Genomic DNA, 18,137 nt, shown 5'->3' with positions numbered 1-18,137 from the left:
CTCTGTTTCTCGTCTATGCCCGTTGCTCGCGTAGGTCGGTGACCTCGTTGGCGGGCGCCCAGCCCTGGTAGACGCCGAAGTCGAAGGCCTCGAGGCCGAGCGCTTCGGCGATCGGGGCGCGTCCGCCCGTGTATTCGACCCGCAGCCACCCGTCATGCTCGGCGAGCACGATGAACGGCTCACCCTTCCAGGAGCAGGTGGTGCGCACGTAGGCGAGCTCGTCGACCTCGGCCACCGGCACGACCCGGACGTGCCGGCCGGTGCGTACCTCGGTGAAGCCCTCCCCCGGATCCGGCTGGTAGATGCGGACCTGCTCGCCGTCGGGGGTGGCGTCGTACTCGCGGTCCCGCCAGCGGGCCACGTAGCCGTCTCGGGTCACTTGGCACCGTCCCGGTTCCAGCTGGGCGCGTCGGCGTCGAGGGTCGCCACGACCTGTTCGGACCCGTCGCGGCGCACCAACCAGAGCTGCGCGCCGTGCGGCAGCCGAGCACTGTCCACCTTGAACTCGGCGATGACGTCGGTGCCCTCGCCCGGCGCGAAACCGTTGCCGCGGAAGGGCGCGCGCTCGATGACCCAGCCCTCCATGGCGCGCATGGCGCTCTCGTTCGGGCCGCCGTACGGGATGCGGTAAAGGCTGGGTCGGTAGGCCGGCCAGCGCAGCACGTAGACCTCGTCGGCGTCGGCGGCGAACGGGCTGTTGGCGTAGCCGAGGCCGAGCGCGGTGAACAGCTGCGCCGGCGTGCGCAGGTGGGCGACCTCGGAGACCCGGTGGACGAACCCGGAAACCCGGTCGTAGCCGCGCTCGAGGTAGTAGTCGACCTGACTCGGCGCGATGGTCTTCTGCATCATCGTCGGCAGTGCGGGGTCGACGGCCTTGGGCTCGGGAGCCGGCGCGGGCGCCTCTTGCCTGGGCGCGGCGGCGGCCACCGGCTCGTCGTCGCTGGCGTCGAGCCCGACGTCGGCGGCCCAACTGGCCAGCGCGACGATCTGGGCGCCGGGCAGTTTCGCGCCCACGGGAGTGCCGGGGTTGACGGCGAAGGACCAGTCCTCCTGCGGCCAGCTGTTGATCAGCTTGACGAACTTGACCATGACCGTGTCGTGGATCTTGTCGACGTGCTCGGCCATCCGCTCGGGCGAGGTGAACACCACGACGTACGGTTCGTCGTCGATGGTCTCGGTGCGCCAGACGAAGCCGTCGCTGCCGGGTTGGGCGCCGGGCTTCGAGTCGGGCGACACCGGCAACAGCACCCGGGCCAGCAGCAGCGTCGACAGGAACGTGTCGGTGCTGCCGTCACCGGCCGCGTTGAGCAGACTCTCCTCGACGTCGTTGGCGGGCCGGAAGTCGGCCGGCACGGGCCCCGCGCCGGCGGTGAAGACGGTGTCCTGACGCTGGGGTTGCGGCTGGTCCAACCAGGACGGTGTTGCGGTGCCGGTGGTCGGCGTGCGGTCGGCCCAGGTGCTGGCCCAGCCGGCCGACGGGTGATCCGACCCGTCCGTGGGCGCCTGGCCGCTGGCAGCAGCGGGCGTCATGTCGACGGCGGCGGCACTGGCCGCGACGTCGGTCGAGCGATCGGACCACGAGCCGGTGGCGGACCACCGATCCTCTGGGCCGGCCGCTAGCTCTCGGTCGCCGTTGGCGCCGCCGGCGTCGCTCGCGGGCTCGTCCAGCGGCCTCCGGTCGGCTGCGTCTGCTTCGCCTGGTCGCTCAGCGCGACCGGCCACAACCTCACCCGCCGGCGCGCGGCCCGCCTGGTTGTCGGCGGACTCAGCACGGTCGGACCACAGATCCGTCCCGTGCCCAGTCGCGGAGCCGCCCGAGGCTTGCCCGTCCGTGGCCGCGTCCGCGCGAGCCTGTGGGTCACCAGCCTGCTCAGCACGGTCGGACCACAGATCCGCCCCACGCCCAGCCGCGCCGTCCGCCGGCCGCCCGTCCGTCACGTCAGCGCTGCTGACGGATCGCTCAGGGCCACCCGCAGCAAGCCCGCGGCCCGCCGCGTCCGCGCGAGCCTGCGGATCACCAGCCTGCTCAGCACGGTCAGACCACAGATCCGCCCCACGCCCAGCCGCGGAGTTGCCCGCCGATTGCCCCGTCGCGTCCGCGTTGCTGCCGGATCGCTCACCGCCACCCGCAGCAAGCCCACCGCCCGCGACGTCGGTGCGGCCCTGCGGGTCACCGCGGTCGGACCACAGATCCGTGCCACGCCCGGCCGCGGAGTCCGGGTTGGACCGGTCCGGTGCGGATCCGCCCGCGTTGCTGACGACTGGACTCTGCGCGGGTGCTGCCTCGTTGGCCTGCCCGTCGGGCGATGTCGAGCCGGTGGAGCGACCCGGCCACAGGTCCGTCTGGTGCGCGGAAGACTGCGCGGCGTTGCTCCGGTCCTCTACCTTGGCCGACCCTCTGCTGGGCTGCCGCGACGCCCACAGATCCGTCGCACGGCGAGACGGCTGCCCGCCGCGATCGTCTGTCGCCGAGGGGGTTTCCCTCCCGCCGGAAGCGGGATCGGGCTGTCCCGCCGCGGCCGACCCGGCCGTCGTCGGAGCAGCCGGCCGGCCCGACCACTCGTCGGAGGTGGCCGGCTTGTCGCCAGACCAGAGGTCCGCGGACGAAGGCTTGCTGTCGCCGGCTGCCGCCGGCGAGGAGGCGGCGTGCGGCGGCGCTTGCTGCACAGCCCATAGATCGGAAGGGGCTTGTCCCTGACCAGGCGCTTGGCCGCCGCGCGGAGCTCCGTTGGAGGGTTGGCGCTCCGACCACATGTCCGCGGGGGCGGAGCCCGGCCCGGCTGGCGTTGTCTGCCCATCGGTGCCGGCGGAAGACCAAAGGTCGGTCGCACGGGGCCCGGGCGCACCGGGGATCGACTGCTCGCCTGCGCCGGCGGGCTTTCGTTGCGCCCACAGGTCGGTGGCACGCGGCGCCGTCGGCCCGGCGCCCGCTCCGACCTGCTGGTCGGACGCGGGGCGTGACGGCTGCCGGCTCGTCCATGAATCCGTGGGGGACGAACCCGACGTCGCGCCCGCTCGTGCCTCGCCGACAGGCGACGGCGGTTGCGGCGCGACAGAGCCTGACGCGGGGGGGCCTGCAGGTTCAGCGTCCGTCGCCGCGGCCCGGTCGACCCAGGATTGCGGCGAAGCGGTGCCCGCGCTCGGTAGCGACGGTGGACCCCCCGCGGACCCAGCGGACCAGAGGTTGGCCGCCGCCGCGCCGCTCGCCGTGGCCTGTCCTGGCCGCGGCTGGGCGGCCGGCGCTGTGCCTTGCGGGCTCGCGTCGCCAGCTGTGCGCTCTCCCGGCCACGGTTGTGCGGTGGCGGACGCCGACGACTCCGAACTCGCCCGGCTTGGCAGCGGCGAGCCGGCTTGGCCGCGGTCGGACCACCGCGGGGACGGGGCCGCGCCCTGACCCTCGGCCCATGACCGCGGGGAGCGCGTACCCGGAATGTCTGATTCGCCAGGCAACGCCGACCGCGCGGGCCACGACTGGGCCGGCGGCTGTGGTGTCTCCGCGGGCGAAACCGCCGGAGCGGATGCCGCGGCCGACGGCCAAGCCGGTGTCGCTCGGCCTGATGCCGCGACGCCGTCCGGCCAGCCTGGCGTGGCGCCGGCCTGCGGCCACGGCGCGCCCTCGTTGGGTGCGGGCGTGCCGTTGGCAGGCGACCACGCCGCCGGGCGGTCCTCGCGAGGCGGTTGATGTGCCGGCGGGTCGGGTTGGTCGCTCCCGAAGAACCCACCACCCGACGTGGGCCTGGCAAGTGGTCGCGGCGGACGCGGAGCTTCGCCGAACCGGGCGGGCGGGCTCGATCGTGCCGGGTCTTCACGGAACGGCGACCGGGGGCGCATGGTGGGCGAGGGCCGGTCGGTGACCTCGCGGGGTTCCGGTGCGGGGCGCGAGGGAGCCGGCGGCGGTTGCTCACCGCGGACGACCGGCGGCGGCCAGGCTGCCGCTTCGCTGTTGGGCGCGGGCTGGCGACCGTATCCGTTGTCCGTCGGCCGCTGCGGGTATGGCGTGGCGTCGGTGACCTGCGGCGGGGGAAGCGGCTGTCGGTAAGGCGCCGGCGCCGCGGGCGACGACGGCGTGGCATCGGTGACCTGCGGCGGCGGCAGCGGCTGCCGATAGGGCGCCGGCGCCGCAGGCGACGACGGCGTGGCATCGGTGACCTGCGGCGGCGGCAGCGGCTGTCGGTAAGGCGGCGGAGTCGCGGGGGACGACGGTGTCGCATCGGTCGGCGGCACCCCGCCGCGGCGCCGGCTGGCCGCGATGGGCGAGTCGAAGCCCGGGGGCCGGGTCGGCCTGTTCCGCTGCGGCGGCTCGATGCTGTCCGGTTCGAGCACGGGCCCGCTCGCGGCCGCGGCGCGGTCGACAAACGGCGGCTCGACGATCTCACCCTGGACGACCTGCCCCGGCACGGTCGCCCGTGCCCGCGCACGCGCGGCGGACTCGGCCCGGTCGAGGCGGGCGCGGGCGCCCATCGTGCGGCCAGGTAGTCGGACGTCTCCCCGGGCGAGCTGGGACACGAACCACGCCGGTAGGTAGCCCTCGATGGGCAGGCCCGGGTTGACCGCGAGCCACCATTCGAGGTTGGGCCAGCTTGAGGCCAGGTCGTGGTAGGGCATGCGCCGCGCCGAACCGGCGTTGTCGGCCAGGCAGATGCGCAGAGCGTCACCGGACGTGAAGGCGAGGACGTGCGTGCGCCCGTTGGTGGTCCAGGTGCCCCAACCCACCGGAGCACGCCCGGCCAGGGCCTCCGACGAGACGGGCAGCAGCAGCTCGGACCGGGCCAGGATCCGGAAGTAAAGTTCTTGATCGCCGGCCCGGAGCGCGTCTCGCATCGCGGCCTCGACCTCGGTGGCCGGTTCCCAGTCGGTCACGGCCACCCCCTTCCCGGACAGGCCAGACGCATCGCGTACAACCTACAAGGTGTCGGCTAGATCACGATGTAGGGACGTCACGGGCCATAGCATCCTGCCCGCCGTCGATACCGTCGGGAGCCGGCCCTGCGGGGTGGACCCGAAAGGTGCTCGACGACCGTCGGCTGCGCACCCCGTCCCTTCGCGACCGTAGTCGCCGCCGCCTTCTCCCTGCCAATCGTCATCTTGCCAGTTGCCCGAGCTTCCGTCACCGCCCCGCCAAGCCAGCCGGGCACGCTCCCAACCCCTTTCATAGGGCCACGATCGGCCGCTGAGCAGCGGCTTATCGGCGATGCACCGCCGCGACCTGGCAACCAACACCGGCGTGACGCTAGCGGTAGTTTCCGGACGGCGGACACGGATCACCCGCAACTCCGCGACCGGGTGACAATCAGCACGGACTTTCTGGACACCACGGACGCCAACTGTCACCCTCCCGCGCCCTACTGGAAGAGGCTCGTGTTCTTCTTCTCCGTGCTGAGGTAGTCGGCCGCCGAGTCGTCGAGGGCGCGTTTGATGTCGCGGAGCATCGACTGCAGGTCCGCGGAGGCGGTGCGCCAGCGGGACTGGCGTTGGTCGTACGCCTGCCTGGCCTCGCCGTCCCAGGACGCGATGAGCGGAGCCGCGTCGCGTTCGAGCTGGCCCAGTTGGGTGTCGAGGGTGTTGAGCGCCTTCTGGATGTCGGCGCTCGCCTGGTGGAGGGCCGGAAAGTTGACGACCAGCATGTCGTCGTGCATCGCGTCGCTCCTCTACAACGGCAGCTGGATGCCGCGACTCGTGGTGGCGATCCGGGTGGCGGCGTCGCTGTCGGAGGCCTCGTAGTGCCGGCCCGCTGTGCGGATCGCGCCCGCCGTCTCGCGCAGGGCCTGCGCGATCGCGGCCTGGTCTCGTGACCATTGCTGTTTGACCTGCTCGAACGAGCGACCACCGGCGCCGCGCCAGGCGGTCTGTAGGACGGCGAGCTCGGCCATCAGGCTGGTCAGCATGCTCTGTAGGGACTGGTCGACCTGCTCGAACCTGGCCGCCGTCTGCTGCATCACCGCCGCTTGCGCCTGCGTCTGGGACACCCGGACGTCACCCGCTCTCACGTCGAAGTTGGCGAATGTCTCGCATGCCGACGCTGACGCTAGACCCTCGGGGCACACGTTCGGTAGCCCCGAAAACACCCGCTGTGGACAACATCCTGCCTGTGGATAACCTCAAGCCGGCTCCCGCGCCCGGGCAGGATCGAGGGATGCACCCGCTCCCACCAGCGCGACCACCGAGGCCGGCAGGCGCACCGGCCGCACGCCGCCATATCCGAGCATCGCCAGGGTCTCCGTGCCGACGACCGCATGACGCCGGCCCAGGTCCGTGACGATGCTGACGGTCCCACCGGTCCCACCCGGCGCCGTGACCGCCTCCACGACGGCGGCCCGGCCGGGCGGCACCACCACGTGGTCGGCACCACCGGTCGACCGCGATCTGGCGGCATCCGCTACATCGGGCGCCTCGGCATCGACCACCACCTCGGCGACGCCGCGTTCGTCGCGCACCACGGCACACAGCGCTCCCCCGAACGACCCGACCAACGTAGGAGTCACCGTGGGCACCAGGCCGTCAGGCACCAGATCGGGCGCCTTCCTGATCGCGGCGAACCGCCCCTGGCTCAGTTCGACCGGCCGGTCCTGCCGGTTGGCCGTCAACAGCAGGTCAGCCTGCACCTGGGTGATGCCGGCGAGACCGTCCCGCACCGCGACCGCATACTGCCGCCCGCCGCCCTGACTGGTCACCACGAACACCTCGCCCACGCGGGCCGCCGGCACGTGCGCGGACCGTTCACCCACGCCCGCGACACGCGGCACGGCCAGGTCGGCGCCGGCCGGCAGCGCGTCGAGCAACGCCGGGGCGGCCCCGAAGGGCCGCGCGGTCGTCCAGCCGAGCGCGGTCAACCCGAGGGCCGGGTCGGGCAGCAGGTAGCGGTGGTTCTGCCACACGAGATGCAGGGAGCCGTCGGGATGTCGCGCCAGCACCGCTCGATCGCCGAGCCCGGCACCGCCGGCGCTCACGGCGCCCACGACCATGACCGACGCGGCGTCGGGCAGGGCACAAACGGTCCACGGTGGACCGAGCAGACGCCCCGGTTCGGGCAACGAGTCCGGCGCCTCGGCGATGCCAAGTGTGCTGCCCCGCGGCACCCCTTCGATGGAGCGGCGGGAGACCAGCACGGTCCTCGGCCGCGAGGAGCCGACCGCCAGCAGAGCCGACGCGTAGTTGACGACCAGGTGGAGGCGGCCGTCCCGATAGACATACCGGGCACCCGACTCGCGCTCGACGATCACGGCCGAACTGTCGCGCCACGGCGTCCCGCCACCACCGGCGATGGCGCCGTAGGCGACGAACCCGCCCAACGCGATCGCCGCGACGAGCACGCCGGCCAACACGGCCCCGGCGGCCCGCCGAAACGGCGGCTGCGCCGGGTCGGTCTCATGCATGACCAGCGCGGACACCACTCGCTGCACCATGAATTGGTACGACTGCAACTGGTCCTGCCGCGACGGCATCGGGGGCTCCCTTGTGGGCAGTGACGGCTCTAGGATCCGGCGAGTAACCGCGCCGAATACGGACGGGAGGCTACCGCGATGACATCGATCGCTGTGGACCCCTCGCGCGAGGCTGCGCGATCGTCTCCACAATGGATCGGCTTTCGCACCGGCCAGATCCTGACGATTCAGATCGCGATTGCCGGCGTCCTGGCCACGATTGGCCAGCACCCGCTGCTGCTGACCGCCGCCTGCACCGGCGGCTTGCTGTTGGTCGTCGCCGCTTTTGCGCGAGTACGCGGCCGCTGGCTATTCACCTGGCTCGCACTGGCCGTCCGATACGCGACACGCCGCCACACCCTGCCGCCGCACACCACGTCCGCCGACCTGCTCAATTTCCTGGCCCCAGACGTGGCCCCAACCGACGACGGCTGCCTCGTCGACCCCGACGGCCTGATCACAGTCTTCGAACTCACCGAGCCCGTCCTGGCGGCACCCACCCCGCTCCCAGACGTAGCCACCCTGCTCGACCACACCGCCGACCCACCCCACGCGACGCTCGAACTGCTGGTAACGGTCGCCCGAGCCCCAACCGCCCAACGAACCGCGCCTCCGGCCTTCGCTTCCGACGGTGGCCACCTATTGGACCGCCTGTCGGCCAAGCCCGAAACTCCTGGGCGAGCGGCCGCGGCCTCCTATCGGCAGCTCACCGGTGATCACGTGTTGGCGCTGCGGCGGACGTTTGTGGTTCTGCGGGTTGGGCGTCCGCCGGGGTGGTCTGACGGCGATCTTCGGCCGACGATGGCCGCGGTTGCCCGGCGTGTGGCCAAGCGCATCGGTCCGCATCGCCGGCTCGATCGTGACTCCGCGTTGGCTACAGTGGCCGAGCTGGCGCAGCACGACGGGATGGCCGGGGTCCAGGAGCAGTGGGCGTTCGTCGCGATCGGTGGGCTGGTTCAGGCGACCTATCGCATGGTCCTGCCCAACGCGGCGGGTGCTGGCCATGGCCGACGGACGCTCGACAGGCTGCTCGGCCTCCCAGCCGCCGTGACCACCATCGCCGTCGGCGGTGGTCGCGATCCGGAAACGCAGTCGGGTCGATGGGCGGCCGTTCGCCTCGCGGCTGAGACCGAGGATCAGCTCGCGCGGGCCGATTACGCGCTCCGTCAGATCGCGGGCGCCGAGCACGCGGTGGTTCAGCGGCTCGACGGCGAACATCGGCTCACGGTCGTGGAGACCCTGCCGTTCGGCAGGCATTCTCGGTCGTTGGGTCAGCGTTCTGCCCAGCGCGAGTCAACGCCAGTCCAGGTCCATCCGCCGAGCCGGGCGAGGCCAAGCCCACGGCCGCGGCGTCACCACCCACCCCGCGAAGTCGTGGGAGGCACGGTTCCGCAAGCGGGGTTGGTGCTCGGCTACGACCGGCACGGCAGCCCGGTGGTCGTGCGGGTGTTCCGGCCCGAAGGGACACAGATCGTCGCGGTCGGTGGCCTGCGGGTGGCACAGGTGCTCGCGCTGCGTGGGTTGGCGTCGGGTGCCCGGGTCGACGTGCGGACAAGGCGGTGGGCAGCCTGGAATGCCTTTGCCGAGGAGGTCGGCGGCAAAATCACGGTGACACCGGACGCCGCCCCGTTGCGTCACAGGGCCACGCCCCACGCGAGCCCGACGGCCAGCGATGGGACCCCGCTGCAACCGTGCCTAACCGTTCTGGACGTTACGAGCACCGCACCTGGTCCCACCCAGGAGCCAACCGGCGCTACAGCCCCCGACGAAGGCAGATCAGCAGCAGGAGCCGCCCGGCAGGGCGCGGACCGGCGGCATGTCCTCGAACTGGACATCCCTGGCCAGGCTCCAACAGCCACCCCGAGCCAGCCGGCGCCGCCGCGACCGCGCTGGCAGGCCGTCCTCACCGTTCGGGACGAGTTGACCGACCACGACGCCGCCTTGCTGGCGCAGGCCGATCTGGTCGTGCTGCGGAGGCTACGAGCAGCGGAAGCCGCCGTGGTCCAAGCCGCGCTAGGGCTCGACGACCAAACCAGCGAGCTAAGCCAGATCAACGGCGAGATGGTCACGGTGGTCGCCGACGGCTCCCTGCGTTGGGCCGTCCTGGCGACGACACCGATCGAGCGCCACCTGACTACGGCAACACCGAACGGCATCGATGCGTCGCACGCCGTGACCAGGCACGGAAACTCGGCTCAGGGGGGCGACTAGCAGGGGATCTTCGTGGCACTATGCCGCGCATGAGTTTTGTGAAAGGTGTTCTGGTCAGGCTGTTGGCGACCGCGTTCGCGTTCTGGTTGGCCACCCTGATCATTCCGGGCATCACGTTGAACACCGACTCGACCGGTGAGGTCGTTTTCACCGTCGTTCTGGTCGCGGTGATCTTCGGTGTGGTGAACGCCGTGCTTCAGCCGATTATCAAGACGCTCGGGTGCGGGCTTTACATCCTGACCCTCGGGTTGATCGCCATCGTGGTCAACGCCTTGCTCTTCCTGCTGACGGGGTGGATCGCCGAGCAGGTCGACCTGCCGTTCGACGTCGAGAGCTTCTGGCCCGCCGCCGTCCTCGGTGCGCTGTTCGTGAGCCTCGTCACCTGGGTGCTCGGTCTGATCTTCGATCGGGACTGAACACGGCGGCAAAAACGATGAAAGCGGCCCGGACGCGGGCCGCAGGCACGGCATTGGCCCGCGACCGCCGAACGGTCGCGGGCTAACGTCGCCTGCGTGGAGATGACCACACGGCACAGCACAAACCGCGACCAGGCCACCCGCGACGGCTACGAACTCGACACCGACCCCGGTCGCATCGACGTCGACCTCGTGTTCCGCTGGCTCTCCTCGGACAGCTACTGGGCCGCCAACCGGCCCCGCGCGGTCGTCGTGCGGTCGATCGCCAACTCGGTCGTGCTGGGCATCTACAAAGACCAGGCCCAGGTCGCCTTCGCCCGCGTCGTCACCGACTACGCCACCTTCGGGTGGCTCTGCGACGTCTACGTCGACCCCGCGGAACGCGGGCACGGGCTCGGCACCTGGCTCGCCGAGGCGGCCCGGGACCTGCTCGCCGAGACCGGCGTGCTCCGGATCATCCTGGCCACCTGGGACGCGCACGGCGTCTACGAGAAGGCCGGCTTCGTGCCCGTCGCCCGGCCCGACCGCTGGATGGAGATCGACCGGCGGAACACCCCGTGACCGACCTGCGCAAGGGCTACCTCTTCGGGCTGGGCGCGTACCTCCTCTGGGGGTTCATGCCCATCTACATCAAGCAACTCCACGAGGCCGGCTCCGTCGAGATCCTCGCCCACCGCGTGGTCTGGTCCGTCGTCCTGATCGCGCTCCTCCTGCTCGCGATGCGGCGCGGCCGACAGCTCAAAGCGCTGGTCAAACAGCCCCGAAAGGTCGCCGCCATCGCGTTCGCCGCCGCGCTGCTCGCGGTCAACTGGTGGATGTACATCTACGGCGTCAACAGCGACCGCGTCGTCGAGACCGCCCTCGGCTACTTCATCAACCCGCTGGTCACCGTCGTCCTCGGCGTCACCGTGCTGCGGGAGCGGCTGCGGCCCGCCCAGTGGGTCGCGGTCGGCATCGGCGCCGCCGCCGTCGCGGTGCTCACGATCGACTACGGGCGGCTGCCGTACATCGCGCTGACGCTCGCCGTCAGCTTCGGCGGCTACGGGCTCGTCAAGAAGCGGCTCAAGCTCGCCGCCGCCGAGGGTCTCCTGGTCGAGTCCGGCGTCCTCGCGATTCCCTGCCTCGCCTACCTGATCTGGCTGACCAGCACACCGAACAGCACGTTCGGCGACGAGCCGCACACCACGATCCTGCTGGTGCTGGCGGGCGCGGTCACCGCGATCCCGTTGCTCTTCTTCGCGGGCGCCGCCAACCGGCTTCCGCTGACGGCGCTCGGCATCCTCCAGTACCTGACGCCGATCATGCAGCTTTCCCTCGGCGTCTTCCTCTACCACGAGCCGATGCCACCGGCCCGCCTCGCCGGCTTCGCCCTGGTCTGGATCGCCCTGATCGTCTTCACGGCCGACGGCTTCCGCCAGGCCCGCCGCACCGCCCGCGCCGCCAAGGCCAAGACCACCAAACAGGACGCCCTAGCCACAACCTGAGAAACCCTAGGGCACGTCGTACGCCAGCAACGGCTTCCCGTCGTACGACGTCAGCTCCAACCGCACCAGCTCGCGCCCGGTGAACCGGGTCGCCCCGTTCATCTCGACGGTCTCCCCGGCCGCGGCCCGCCACGAGCCGACCTGCTCCGTCGCACCGTCGGCGCCGTGCGCCACCAATCGGAACGTCCACGCCTTCGAGCTGTCGCCACCGGACTTGTAGGCGCACCGCATGCTGATCTCGGTGCCCCACTTGGTGCCGTTGATCCCGATCTCCGCCGTCACCGGCACCGCACCACCCACGGGCTGCATCGCGACCAGCTTCACGCCGATCTGTGTGCCCCGCGCGGTGACCTGACCAGCCGAAGGCCCGCCGCCGAACCATCCGGCGTCCGCGCCCGCCACCCCGACACCGACCACCGCGGCGAGCCCGGCCGCGACGAGCGCCGCACCCACGTACCGCCGGCGCCGCACCTTCCGGAGACGGCGCCGCTCGGCACCGACGGCCTCGAGCAGCGCGGGCATCCGGTCCGGCAACGGCGTGGCCGGCGTGAGATCGAGACTGTCCGGATCGGTGAGGCGCCCGAGCAGACCCGGCAGCACAGCGATCTCCGCGACCGCCTCCCGGCACGCGGGACAGCCGGCCAGGTGCCGTTCGTACTCGGCGCGTTCGCTCGGCGACAAGGCGCCCAGGACGTAGGCGCCGTCATCGAGCGCGTGCGGGCAGTGCGTCACTGGGTCACCCCCATCTCCTCCAACACGAGGCGCAACGAGCGCAGCGCGTAGTGCGTGCGCGACTTCACGGTGCCCGGCGGGACGCCCAGCCGGACGGCCGCCTCGGCGACCGAGCGGCCCTGGTAGAAGCACTCGACGAGGACGTCGCGGTGCGCGGGCGAGAGGCGGGCCAGCGCTTCCGCGACCGTCCACGCCTCGACCGCCCGGTCGGCCTCGTCGACCTCGGGCGGTGGCTCGGGCAGGTCGTCGGTCACCACCTCGCCGACCCGGGACGCCCGCCGGCGCCACGCGTCGATGGCGAGGTGTCGTGCGGTCGTGAACAACCACGCCCGCACCGAGCCGCGCCCCGGGTCCAGCGCCTCCGGATGGCGCCATGCCCGCAGCAACGTCTCCTGGACCAGGTCTTCGGCCCGCTGCCGGTCGCCGCTCACCAAGCGCAACGCGTGCGCGAAGAGCGCGTCACCGTGCTCTTCGTTGAGCGCGCGCAGCAACTCAGCGTCGTCGTCGGCCAAGCTTTCGGGCCTCCCCTGATCTCTGTCATCCCAACGCACGCACGGTCGGCGGCAGTGGTTCAGCCGTTTCCGTTGTCGGGTGCGCCCAATGCTTCAGAGATCGTCCGGGCAACGGCCAGCAGCTTGGCCCGCACGACGCGGGCCGAGGTCATCATCTCCGGCGCCGGCAGGGCGCAGGCGAGCACCACCCGGCGTTCCATATCGCGGTCGGGGGTGACGATGACGGCGGCGCAGGCCACGCCCGGCCGGTATTGCCCCATCTCGAGGTGCATGCCGCGACGCTCACCGGCGGCCAGGTCGCTCTCGAACGCCTCGGTCGTCGTGAGCGTCTGCTGCGTGAACGGCCGCATGCCGTATTCCCGGAGGTAGCGGAACCGCTGATCGGGCGTCAGCGTGGCCAACAGCGCCTTCCCCAGCGCCGTCGCGTGCGCGCCCTCGTCGAAGCCGGGGACCATCTCCTCCAGGTGCGGTGACCGCGGGCCCTCCGCCGCCGCGGTAATCGCCACCTGGCCGCCGACGAACCGGCCGAGGTAGTGGCTGTAGCCGGTGTCGACCGCCGCCTTCCGGAGCGCGTCACCCACGGCCGCTGGGCCACGGAACGCGGCCACGAGCTCCCGGTAGCGGTCGGCGACCTCCAGACCCACGATGTAGGTGCCGTCCTCCCGGCGGATGACGTAGCCCTCGTAGGCCAGCGTCCGCACCAGGTGATAGGTGGTCGCCACGGTCAGCTCGCAACGGCGGGCGACCTGTTTGACGGTGAGGCCCTTCGGCGCCCGACCCACGGCTTCCAACACGCGTAGGGCGCGGGACACGCTGCGGATCAGATCCGATGGTTCTGCCAGAGGGTCGCGCACACCCACCTCCGCGGGCCGGGGCTTACACCATATGAAAAACCTCCCGTCCGCGAAATGCCTGTTGGTATCGAGAACGCCAAATTTCTCGACACGGAGCGTCGATGCGCCCGATACGCGCCGTTCATCCGCCCCGCAGTGTCGGCGACTTGACCAACCCGATCAAGATCAAGACAAAGATCAAGTTTTCCCGGGTCCGGGCGGGTTCAGACCGTCGCTCCCGCCGGACACCGCTCGCTCACGCGTCGCTGCCGGGTGCGCGGTTGGTCACGCACTTTCGACGTCAGCCCGTGCGGTCCGCGATGAAGTCGCACAGGGACTCGAAGGCGGCCCGGGTGGCGTTGTCCGGCAGCGGAGCCAGGCGCTCGCGGGCCTCTTCGGCGTAGCTGCGGACCGTCTCGCGGGCCCGCTTCATCGCCGCCGACTCCCGCAGCAGGCACAGCGCCTCGGCGTGCAGGTCGTCGTCGGTCACCGGGCCTGCGGACAGGATCTCCCGCAGCCGGGTCGCGGCCGGGTCGGTGTCGTCGGAGGCCAGCGCGTAGAGCACCGGCAGCGTCGGCACACCCTCGCGCAGGTCGGTGCCCGGCGTCTTGCCGCTCTGCTCCGATTCGGACGCGATGTCGATCAGGTCGTCGGAGAGCTGGAACGCGATGCCCATCTTCTCGCCGTAGCGGGCCAGCGCCTCGGTCTGCTCCGCGGTCGCACCGCCGAACATGCCGCCGAACCGCGCCGACGTGGCGATCAGCGAGCCGGTCTTCTCGGCCAGCACGTCGAGGTAGTGCGCCACCGGGTCCACACCGGACCGGGGGCCGACCGTCTCGGCGATCTGACCGTGCACCAAGCGGGCGAACGTGCGCGCCTGCAGCCGGACCGCCTCGGTGCCGAGTTCCGCGGCGATGTCCGCCGCCCGGGCGAACAGGTAGTCACCCACCAGGATCGCCACCGAGTTGGTCCACCGCGAGTTGGCGCTGCGGACGCCCCGGCGCACGGGCGCCTCGTCCATCACGTCGTCGTGGTAGAGCGTCGCGAGGTGGGTCAGCTCCATCACCACCGCCGCCTGCACCACCTGCGGGGCCGTCGGGTCGCCGAACTGTGCGCCGAGCGCGACCAGCAGCGGCCGGAACCGCTTGCCGCCGGCCTCGACGAGATGCCGCGCCGCCTCCGTGACCATCGGATCGGCGCTCGCCACGCAACTACGCAGTTCGTCCTCGACCGCGGCCAGGACCGCGCGTGCTGACGACTCGACCGTCGGATCGACGAAGTCGATCCCGATCGAAGTCAGCTCTTCAGCCCCCCTCACCACGTAACCCACGATGCCACACCGCGAAATCGACTCAGCGCGGGGCTAGCCGTAGAGAGCAAAGGAAAACAGCAGATGGGGGCCGCGTGAGCGACCCCCATCCAGGAAACCTCAGTTATCGGATGAACTGCGCAGCGGTGTCGGAGAGGTTGAGCAGCGGTGCCGGCGCCACGCCGAGCACCAGCGTCGCCGCCACGCCGATCACCAGGGCGGCCGCGGTCAGCGCGCCCGGCACGGCGATCGTCGGCGTGCTCTCACCAGGCTCGGAGAGCCACATCATGACCACCACGCGCAGGTACGGGAACGCCAGGATCATGCTGGTGATCACACCGGCGATCACCAGCCAGGTCTGCCCACCGTCGATGGCGGCCCCGAACACCGCGAACTTGCTGATGAAGCCGCTCGTGAGCGGGATGCCGGCGAAGGCCAGCAGGATGAACGTGAAGACGCCCGCGAACACCGGCGACCGCTTGCCGAGGCCCGCCCAGCGGGACAGGTGCGTGGCCTCACCGTCGGCGTCGCGCACCAGCGTCACCACCGCGAACGCGGCGATCACCGTGAAGCCGTAGGCGACCAGGTAGAACATCGTGCTGGAGATGCCCTCACGCACCCCGGCGAGCACGCCCACCAGCAGATAGCCGGCGTTGGCGATCGACGAGTACGCGAGCAGTCGCTTGAGGTCGGTCTGCGTCACCGAGAGCACCGCGCCGACCAGCATGGTCAGGATAGCGATCGCGCCCAGCACCGGCGTGAAGTCCCAGCGGGCGCCCTCGAACGCGACGTAGAGCAGCCGCAGCAGCCCACCGAACGCGGCGACCTTGGTGCACGCGGCCATGAAGCCGGTGACCGGGGTCGGCGCGCCCTGGTAGACGTCGGGCGTCCAGACGTGGAACGGCGCCGCGGTGGCCTTGAAGAGCAGGCCGACGGCGATCAGGGCCAGGCCGCCGAAGAGCAGCGCGCGGTTGGCCGGCGAGGTGGCCGCGGCCGCGTGGATCGTGGCGAAGTCGACACCACCCGCGTGCGCGCCCGGCGTCGCCTGCACCTGCGCGGTGAAGCCGTAGACCAGCGCCACACCGAACAGGAAGAACGCGGAGGCGTACGCGCCGAGCATGAAGTACTTGAGCGCGGCCTCCTGGCTGACCAGCCGCCGGCGGCGAGCCAGCGCGCACATCAGGTAGAGCGGCAGCGAGAGCACCTCGAGCGCGATGAACATCGTCAGCAGGTCGTTGGCCGAGACGAAGAGCATCATGCCGACGACCGCGAACGAGGTCAGCGGGTAGATCTCGGTGGCGCCGTCCGCCCGTGCCGCCTGCCGGCGGTCCTCCTCGGACCCGACCGTGATCGCCGCCTGTGCGACGAACGGGCCGCCCCGCTCCAGCGCCCGCTCACCGATCATCAGCACCGCCATGATGGCGAGCACGATGATCGAGCCCTGCAGGAACAGCGCCGGCCCGTCGATCGCGATCGCCTGGCCGGCGGTCACCACCCGGGTGTCGGCCTGGGTGACGAGCACGACCAGCGCCGCCACCAGACCGCCGAGCGTCAGCACGAGCTGGGTCAGATAGCGCGCGCGCTTCGGCACGAAGGCCTCGACCAGCACGCCGGCCGCCGCCAAACCGAACACGATGAGGATCGGGGCGATCGCGGCGTAGTCGAACGCCGGGAACTTGATCGTCATTTGACTGCAGCCTCCGTGGTGGTGCCGGAGATGGGGGCCGGATCCGACTTACCCACGTCTTGCACGGTCGCCTGGACGGCGGGGTTGATCACGTCGGTGACCGGCTTCGGGTAGAAGCCGAGGAACAGGATCAGCAGGATCAGCGGCGCGACGACGAGCTTCTCCCGCAGGTTCAGGTCGCGCCGCATCGCCGGCTCGTCGACCAGCGTCGGGTTGAGGTTGCCCTGCATCGTCCGCTGGATCATCCAGAGCACGTACGCGGCCGCCAGGATGATCCCGACCGTCGCGATCACGGCCACCGGCTTGTTGACGGTGAACGTGCCGATCAGCACCAGGAACTCCGAGACGAACGGCGCCGTGCCGGGCAGGGCCAGCGAGGCGAGACCGGCGAAGAACAACACGCCGGCCAGCACCGGCACCAGCTTGCCGGCACCGCCGAAGTCACGGATGTTGGCCGAGTTGCGGCGGGCGACCAGCATGCCGACCACGAGGAACAGCAGGCCGGTGGCCAGGCCGTGGTTGAGCATGTAGAGCACCGCACCGGTGCCGGCCTGGGTGGTGAACGCGAAGATGCCCACGCCGATGAAGCCGAAGTGCGCGATCGACGTGTAGGAGACCAGCCGCTTGAGGTCGTTCTGGCCGATCGCCAGCAGTGCGGCGTAGATGATGCCGATCAGCGCGAGCGCGATCGCCCAGGGCGCGAACCAGCGGGACGCCTCGGGGAACAGCGGCAGGCAGTACCGCAGGATGCCGAACGTGCCGACCTTGTCGAGCACGCCGACCAGCAGCGCCGCGGCGCCCGCCGGTGCGGCACCACCGGCATCCGGCAGCCACGTGTGGAACGGGAAGAACGGCGCCTTGATCGCGAACGCGACGAAGAAGCCGAGGAACAGCCACCGGCCGGTGTTCGTGGCGAAGTCGCTGTTGGTCAGCGCCACCCAGTCGAACGTGTGGCCGCCGACCACCCACAGGCCGATCACGGCGGCCAGCATGAACAGGCCGCCGACCAGCGAGTAGAGGAAGAACTTGACGGCCGCGTACTGCCGCTGGTGCCCGCCGAAGCTGCCGATGAGGAAGTACATCGGGACGAGCATGACCTCGAAGAACACGTAGAACAGGAAGATGTCGGCGGCCGCGAAGACGCCGATCATCGTGAACTCGAGGAGGAGCAGCAGCGCGAAGTAGGTCGGGATGCTGCGGCGGCTCTTGTCGGCGTCATGCCACGAAGCCAGGATCACAATCGGCACGAGCACCGTGACCATCAGCAGCATCACCAGCGCGATGCCGTCCACCGCGAAGGTGAACCGGGCGTCCCAGGTGGGGATCCACTGGTACGACTCGCGCAGTTGGAGCCGGTCGCCGCCCGGGTTGAAGGCGATCCACATGACCACCGAGAGCACGAAGACCACGAGCGACCACGCGAGCGCGACGATCTTGGCCAGCTCCGGGCGAGCCTTGGGCAGGCACCAGACGACGAGCGCGCCGAGGAGCGGCAGCCCGGTCAGGACCGTTAGGTACGGGAAGTCCTGCAT

General features: G+C 71.1%; 15 protein-coding genes and 1 pseudogene. 4 read left to right on the top strand and 12 right to left on the bottom strand.

Annotated elements, in window-relative coordinates; translation table 11 throughout:
* Positions 1-13: 13 nt before the first annotated feature.
* The 6 genes and pseudogenes from Air01nite_RS20115 to eccB form a co-directional block, all read right to left on the bottom strand.
* Entirely contained in the window at positions 14-379 is a 366-nt protein-coding gene (locus tag Air01nite_RS20115) for a UCP033725 family protein (RefSeq protein WP_203704227.1), read from the bottom strand.
* Positions 376-3,831 carry an SseB family protein gene (locus tag Air01nite_RS42090; protein ID WP_505606724.1) on the bottom strand — a complete coding sequence of 1,152 codons (3,456 nt, stop codon included), beginning with the start codon at positions 3,829-3,831 and terminating at the stop codon, positions 376-378. Before Air01nite_RS42090 ends, Air01nite_RS20115 begins: the two co-directional genes overlap by 4 nt.
* Positions 3,832-4,427: 596 nt before the next feature.
* Positions 4,428-4,860: pseudogene (locus Air01nite_RS42045) on the bottom strand (SseB family protein); the annotation flags it as partial.
* Positions 4,861-5,342: 482 nt separating this feature from the next.
* The gene (locus tag Air01nite_RS20105) at positions 5,343-5,636 is read right to left on the bottom strand and encodes a WXG100 family type VII secretion target (RefSeq protein ID WP_203704226.1); all 294 of its coding nucleotides are present in this window, start codon (positions 5,634-5,636) and stop codon (positions 5,343-5,345) included.
* Positions 5,637-5,648: 12 nt separating this feature from the next.
* Positions 5,649-5,966 carry a WXG100 family type VII secretion target gene (locus Air01nite_RS20100; protein WP_203704225.1) on the bottom strand — a complete coding sequence of 106 codons (318 nt, stop codon included), beginning with the start codon at positions 5,964-5,966 and terminating at the stop codon, positions 5,649-5,651.
* Between the two features lie 132 nt (positions 5,967-6,098).
* Complete coding sequence (gene eccB, locus Air01nite_RS20095; RefSeq protein WP_203704224.1) at positions 6,099-7,442, bottom strand: type VII secretion protein EccB; 1,344 nt, start codon at positions 7,440-7,442, stop codon at positions 6,099-6,101.
* Positions 7,443-7,520: 78 nt separating this feature from the next.
* Here eccB and Air01nite_RS20090 point away from each other — a divergent pair, with 78 nt between their 5' ends.
* From Air01nite_RS20090 to rarD, 4 genes are all read left to right on the top strand, one after another.
* A complete protein-coding gene (locus tag Air01nite_RS20090; protein ID WP_203704222.1) occupies positions 7,521-9,632 on the top strand; it encodes a hypothetical protein in 2,112 nt (703 codons plus the stop codon).
* A 29-nt stretch (positions 9,633-9,661) separates the two neighbouring features.
* Entirely contained in the window at positions 9,662-10,048 is a 387-nt protein-coding gene (locus tag Air01nite_RS20085) for a phage holin family protein (protein WP_203704221.1), read from the top strand.
* A 102-nt stretch (positions 10,049-10,150) separates the two neighbouring features.
* Positions 10,151-10,609: a GNAT family N-acetyltransferase gene (locus tag Air01nite_RS20080; protein ID WP_203704250.1), complete on the top strand. Its 459-nt coding sequence runs from the start codon at positions 10,151-10,153 to the stop codon at positions 10,607-10,609.
* Positions 10,606-11,532, top strand: a complete 927-nt coding sequence (gene rarD, locus Air01nite_RS20075) for an EamA family transporter RarD (protein ID WP_203704220.1) — start codon at positions 10,606-10,608, stop codon at positions 11,530-11,532. The genes Air01nite_RS20080 and rarD overlap by 4 nt, the downstream gene beginning before the upstream one ends.
* Positions 11,533-11,538: 6 nt before the next feature.
* Here rarD and Air01nite_RS20070 read toward each other — a convergent pair whose 3' ends face one another.
* From Air01nite_RS20070 to Air01nite_RS20045, 6 genes are all read right to left on the bottom strand, one after another.
* The gene (locus tag Air01nite_RS20070; protein ID WP_203704219.1) at positions 11,539-12,264 is read right to left on the bottom strand and encodes an anti-sigma factor family protein; all 726 of its coding nucleotides are present in this window, start codon (positions 12,262-12,264) and stop codon (positions 11,539-11,541) included.
* Positions 12,261-12,755: a sigma-70 family RNA polymerase sigma factor gene (locus tag Air01nite_RS20065; RefSeq protein ID WP_239090828.1), complete on the bottom strand. Its 495-nt coding sequence runs from the start codon at positions 12,753-12,755 to the stop codon at positions 12,261-12,263. Before Air01nite_RS20065 ends, Air01nite_RS20070 begins: the two co-directional genes overlap by 4 nt.
* An 80-nt stretch (positions 12,756-12,835) precedes the next feature.
* The gene (locus Air01nite_RS20060; protein ID WP_203704217.1) at positions 12,836-13,630 is read right to left on the bottom strand and encodes an IclR family transcriptional regulator; all 795 of its coding nucleotides are present in this window, start codon (positions 13,628-13,630) and stop codon (positions 12,836-12,838) included.
* A 280-nt stretch (positions 13,631-13,910) separates the two neighbouring features.
* Positions 13,911-14,909 (bottom strand): polyprenyl synthetase family protein, encoded by a 999-nt coding sequence (locus tag Air01nite_RS20055; RefSeq protein WP_373310436.1) that lies wholly within the window; start codon positions 14,907-14,909, stop codon positions 13,911-13,913.
* Positions 14,910-15,042: 133 nt separating this feature from the next.
* On the bottom strand, positions 15,043-16,605 hold the full coding sequence (gene nuoN, locus Air01nite_RS20050; protein WP_203704216.1) for an NADH-quinone oxidoreductase subunit NuoN: 1,563 nt from the start codon (positions 16,603-16,605) through the stop codon (positions 15,043-15,045).
* Positions 16,602-18,137, bottom strand: a complete 1,536-nt coding sequence (locus Air01nite_RS20045; protein ID WP_203704248.1) for an NADH-quinone oxidoreductase subunit M — start codon at positions 18,135-18,137, stop codon at positions 16,602-16,604. The genes nuoN and Air01nite_RS20045 overlap by 4 nt, the downstream gene beginning before the upstream one ends.

Origin of the sequence: Asanoa iriomotensis (assembly GCF_016862515.1) — a bacterium.
GTDB classification, from domain to species: domain Bacteria; phylum Actinomycetota; class Actinomycetes; order Mycobacteriales; family Micromonosporaceae; genus Asanoa; species Asanoa iriomotensis.
The sequence above is the reverse complement of the archived record's forward strand: the minus strand, read 5'-3'. Positions and strand labels throughout refer to the sequence as shown.

Bases quoted from the DNA above. Each gene is read 5' to 3' on its own strand.
- Air01nite_RS20105 (WP_203704226.1), bottom strand. From the start codon at position 5,636: ATGCACGACGACATGCTGGTCGTCAACTTTCCGGCCCTCCACCAGGCG.
- Air01nite_RS20085 (WP_203704221.1), top strand. From the start codon at position 9,662: ATGAGTTTTGTGAAAGGTGTTCTGGTCAGGCTGTTGGCGACCGCGTTC.
- Air01nite_RS42090 (WP_505606724.1), bottom strand. From the start codon at position 3,831: ATGCGCCCCCGGTCGCCGTTCCGTGAAGACCCGGCACGATCGAGCCCG.
- Air01nite_RS20090 (WP_203704222.1), top strand. From the start codon at position 7,521: ATGACATCGATCGCTGTGGACCCCTCGCGCGAGGCTGCGCGATCGTCT.
- eccB (WP_203704224.1), bottom strand. From the start codon at position 7,442: ATGCCGTCGCGGCAGGACCAGTTGCAGTCGTACCAATTCATGGTGCAG.
- Air01nite_RS20080 (WP_203704250.1), top strand. From the start codon at position 10,151: ATGACCACACGGCACAGCACAAACCGCGACCAGGCCACCCGCGACGGC.
- nuoN (WP_203704216.1), bottom strand. From the start codon at position 16,605: ATGACGATCAAGTTCCCGGCGTTCGACTACGCCGCGATCGCCCCGATC.
- Air01nite_RS20045 (WP_203704248.1), bottom strand. From the start codon at position 18,137: ATGCAGGACTTCCCGTACCTAACGGTCCTGACCGGGCTGCCGCTCCTC.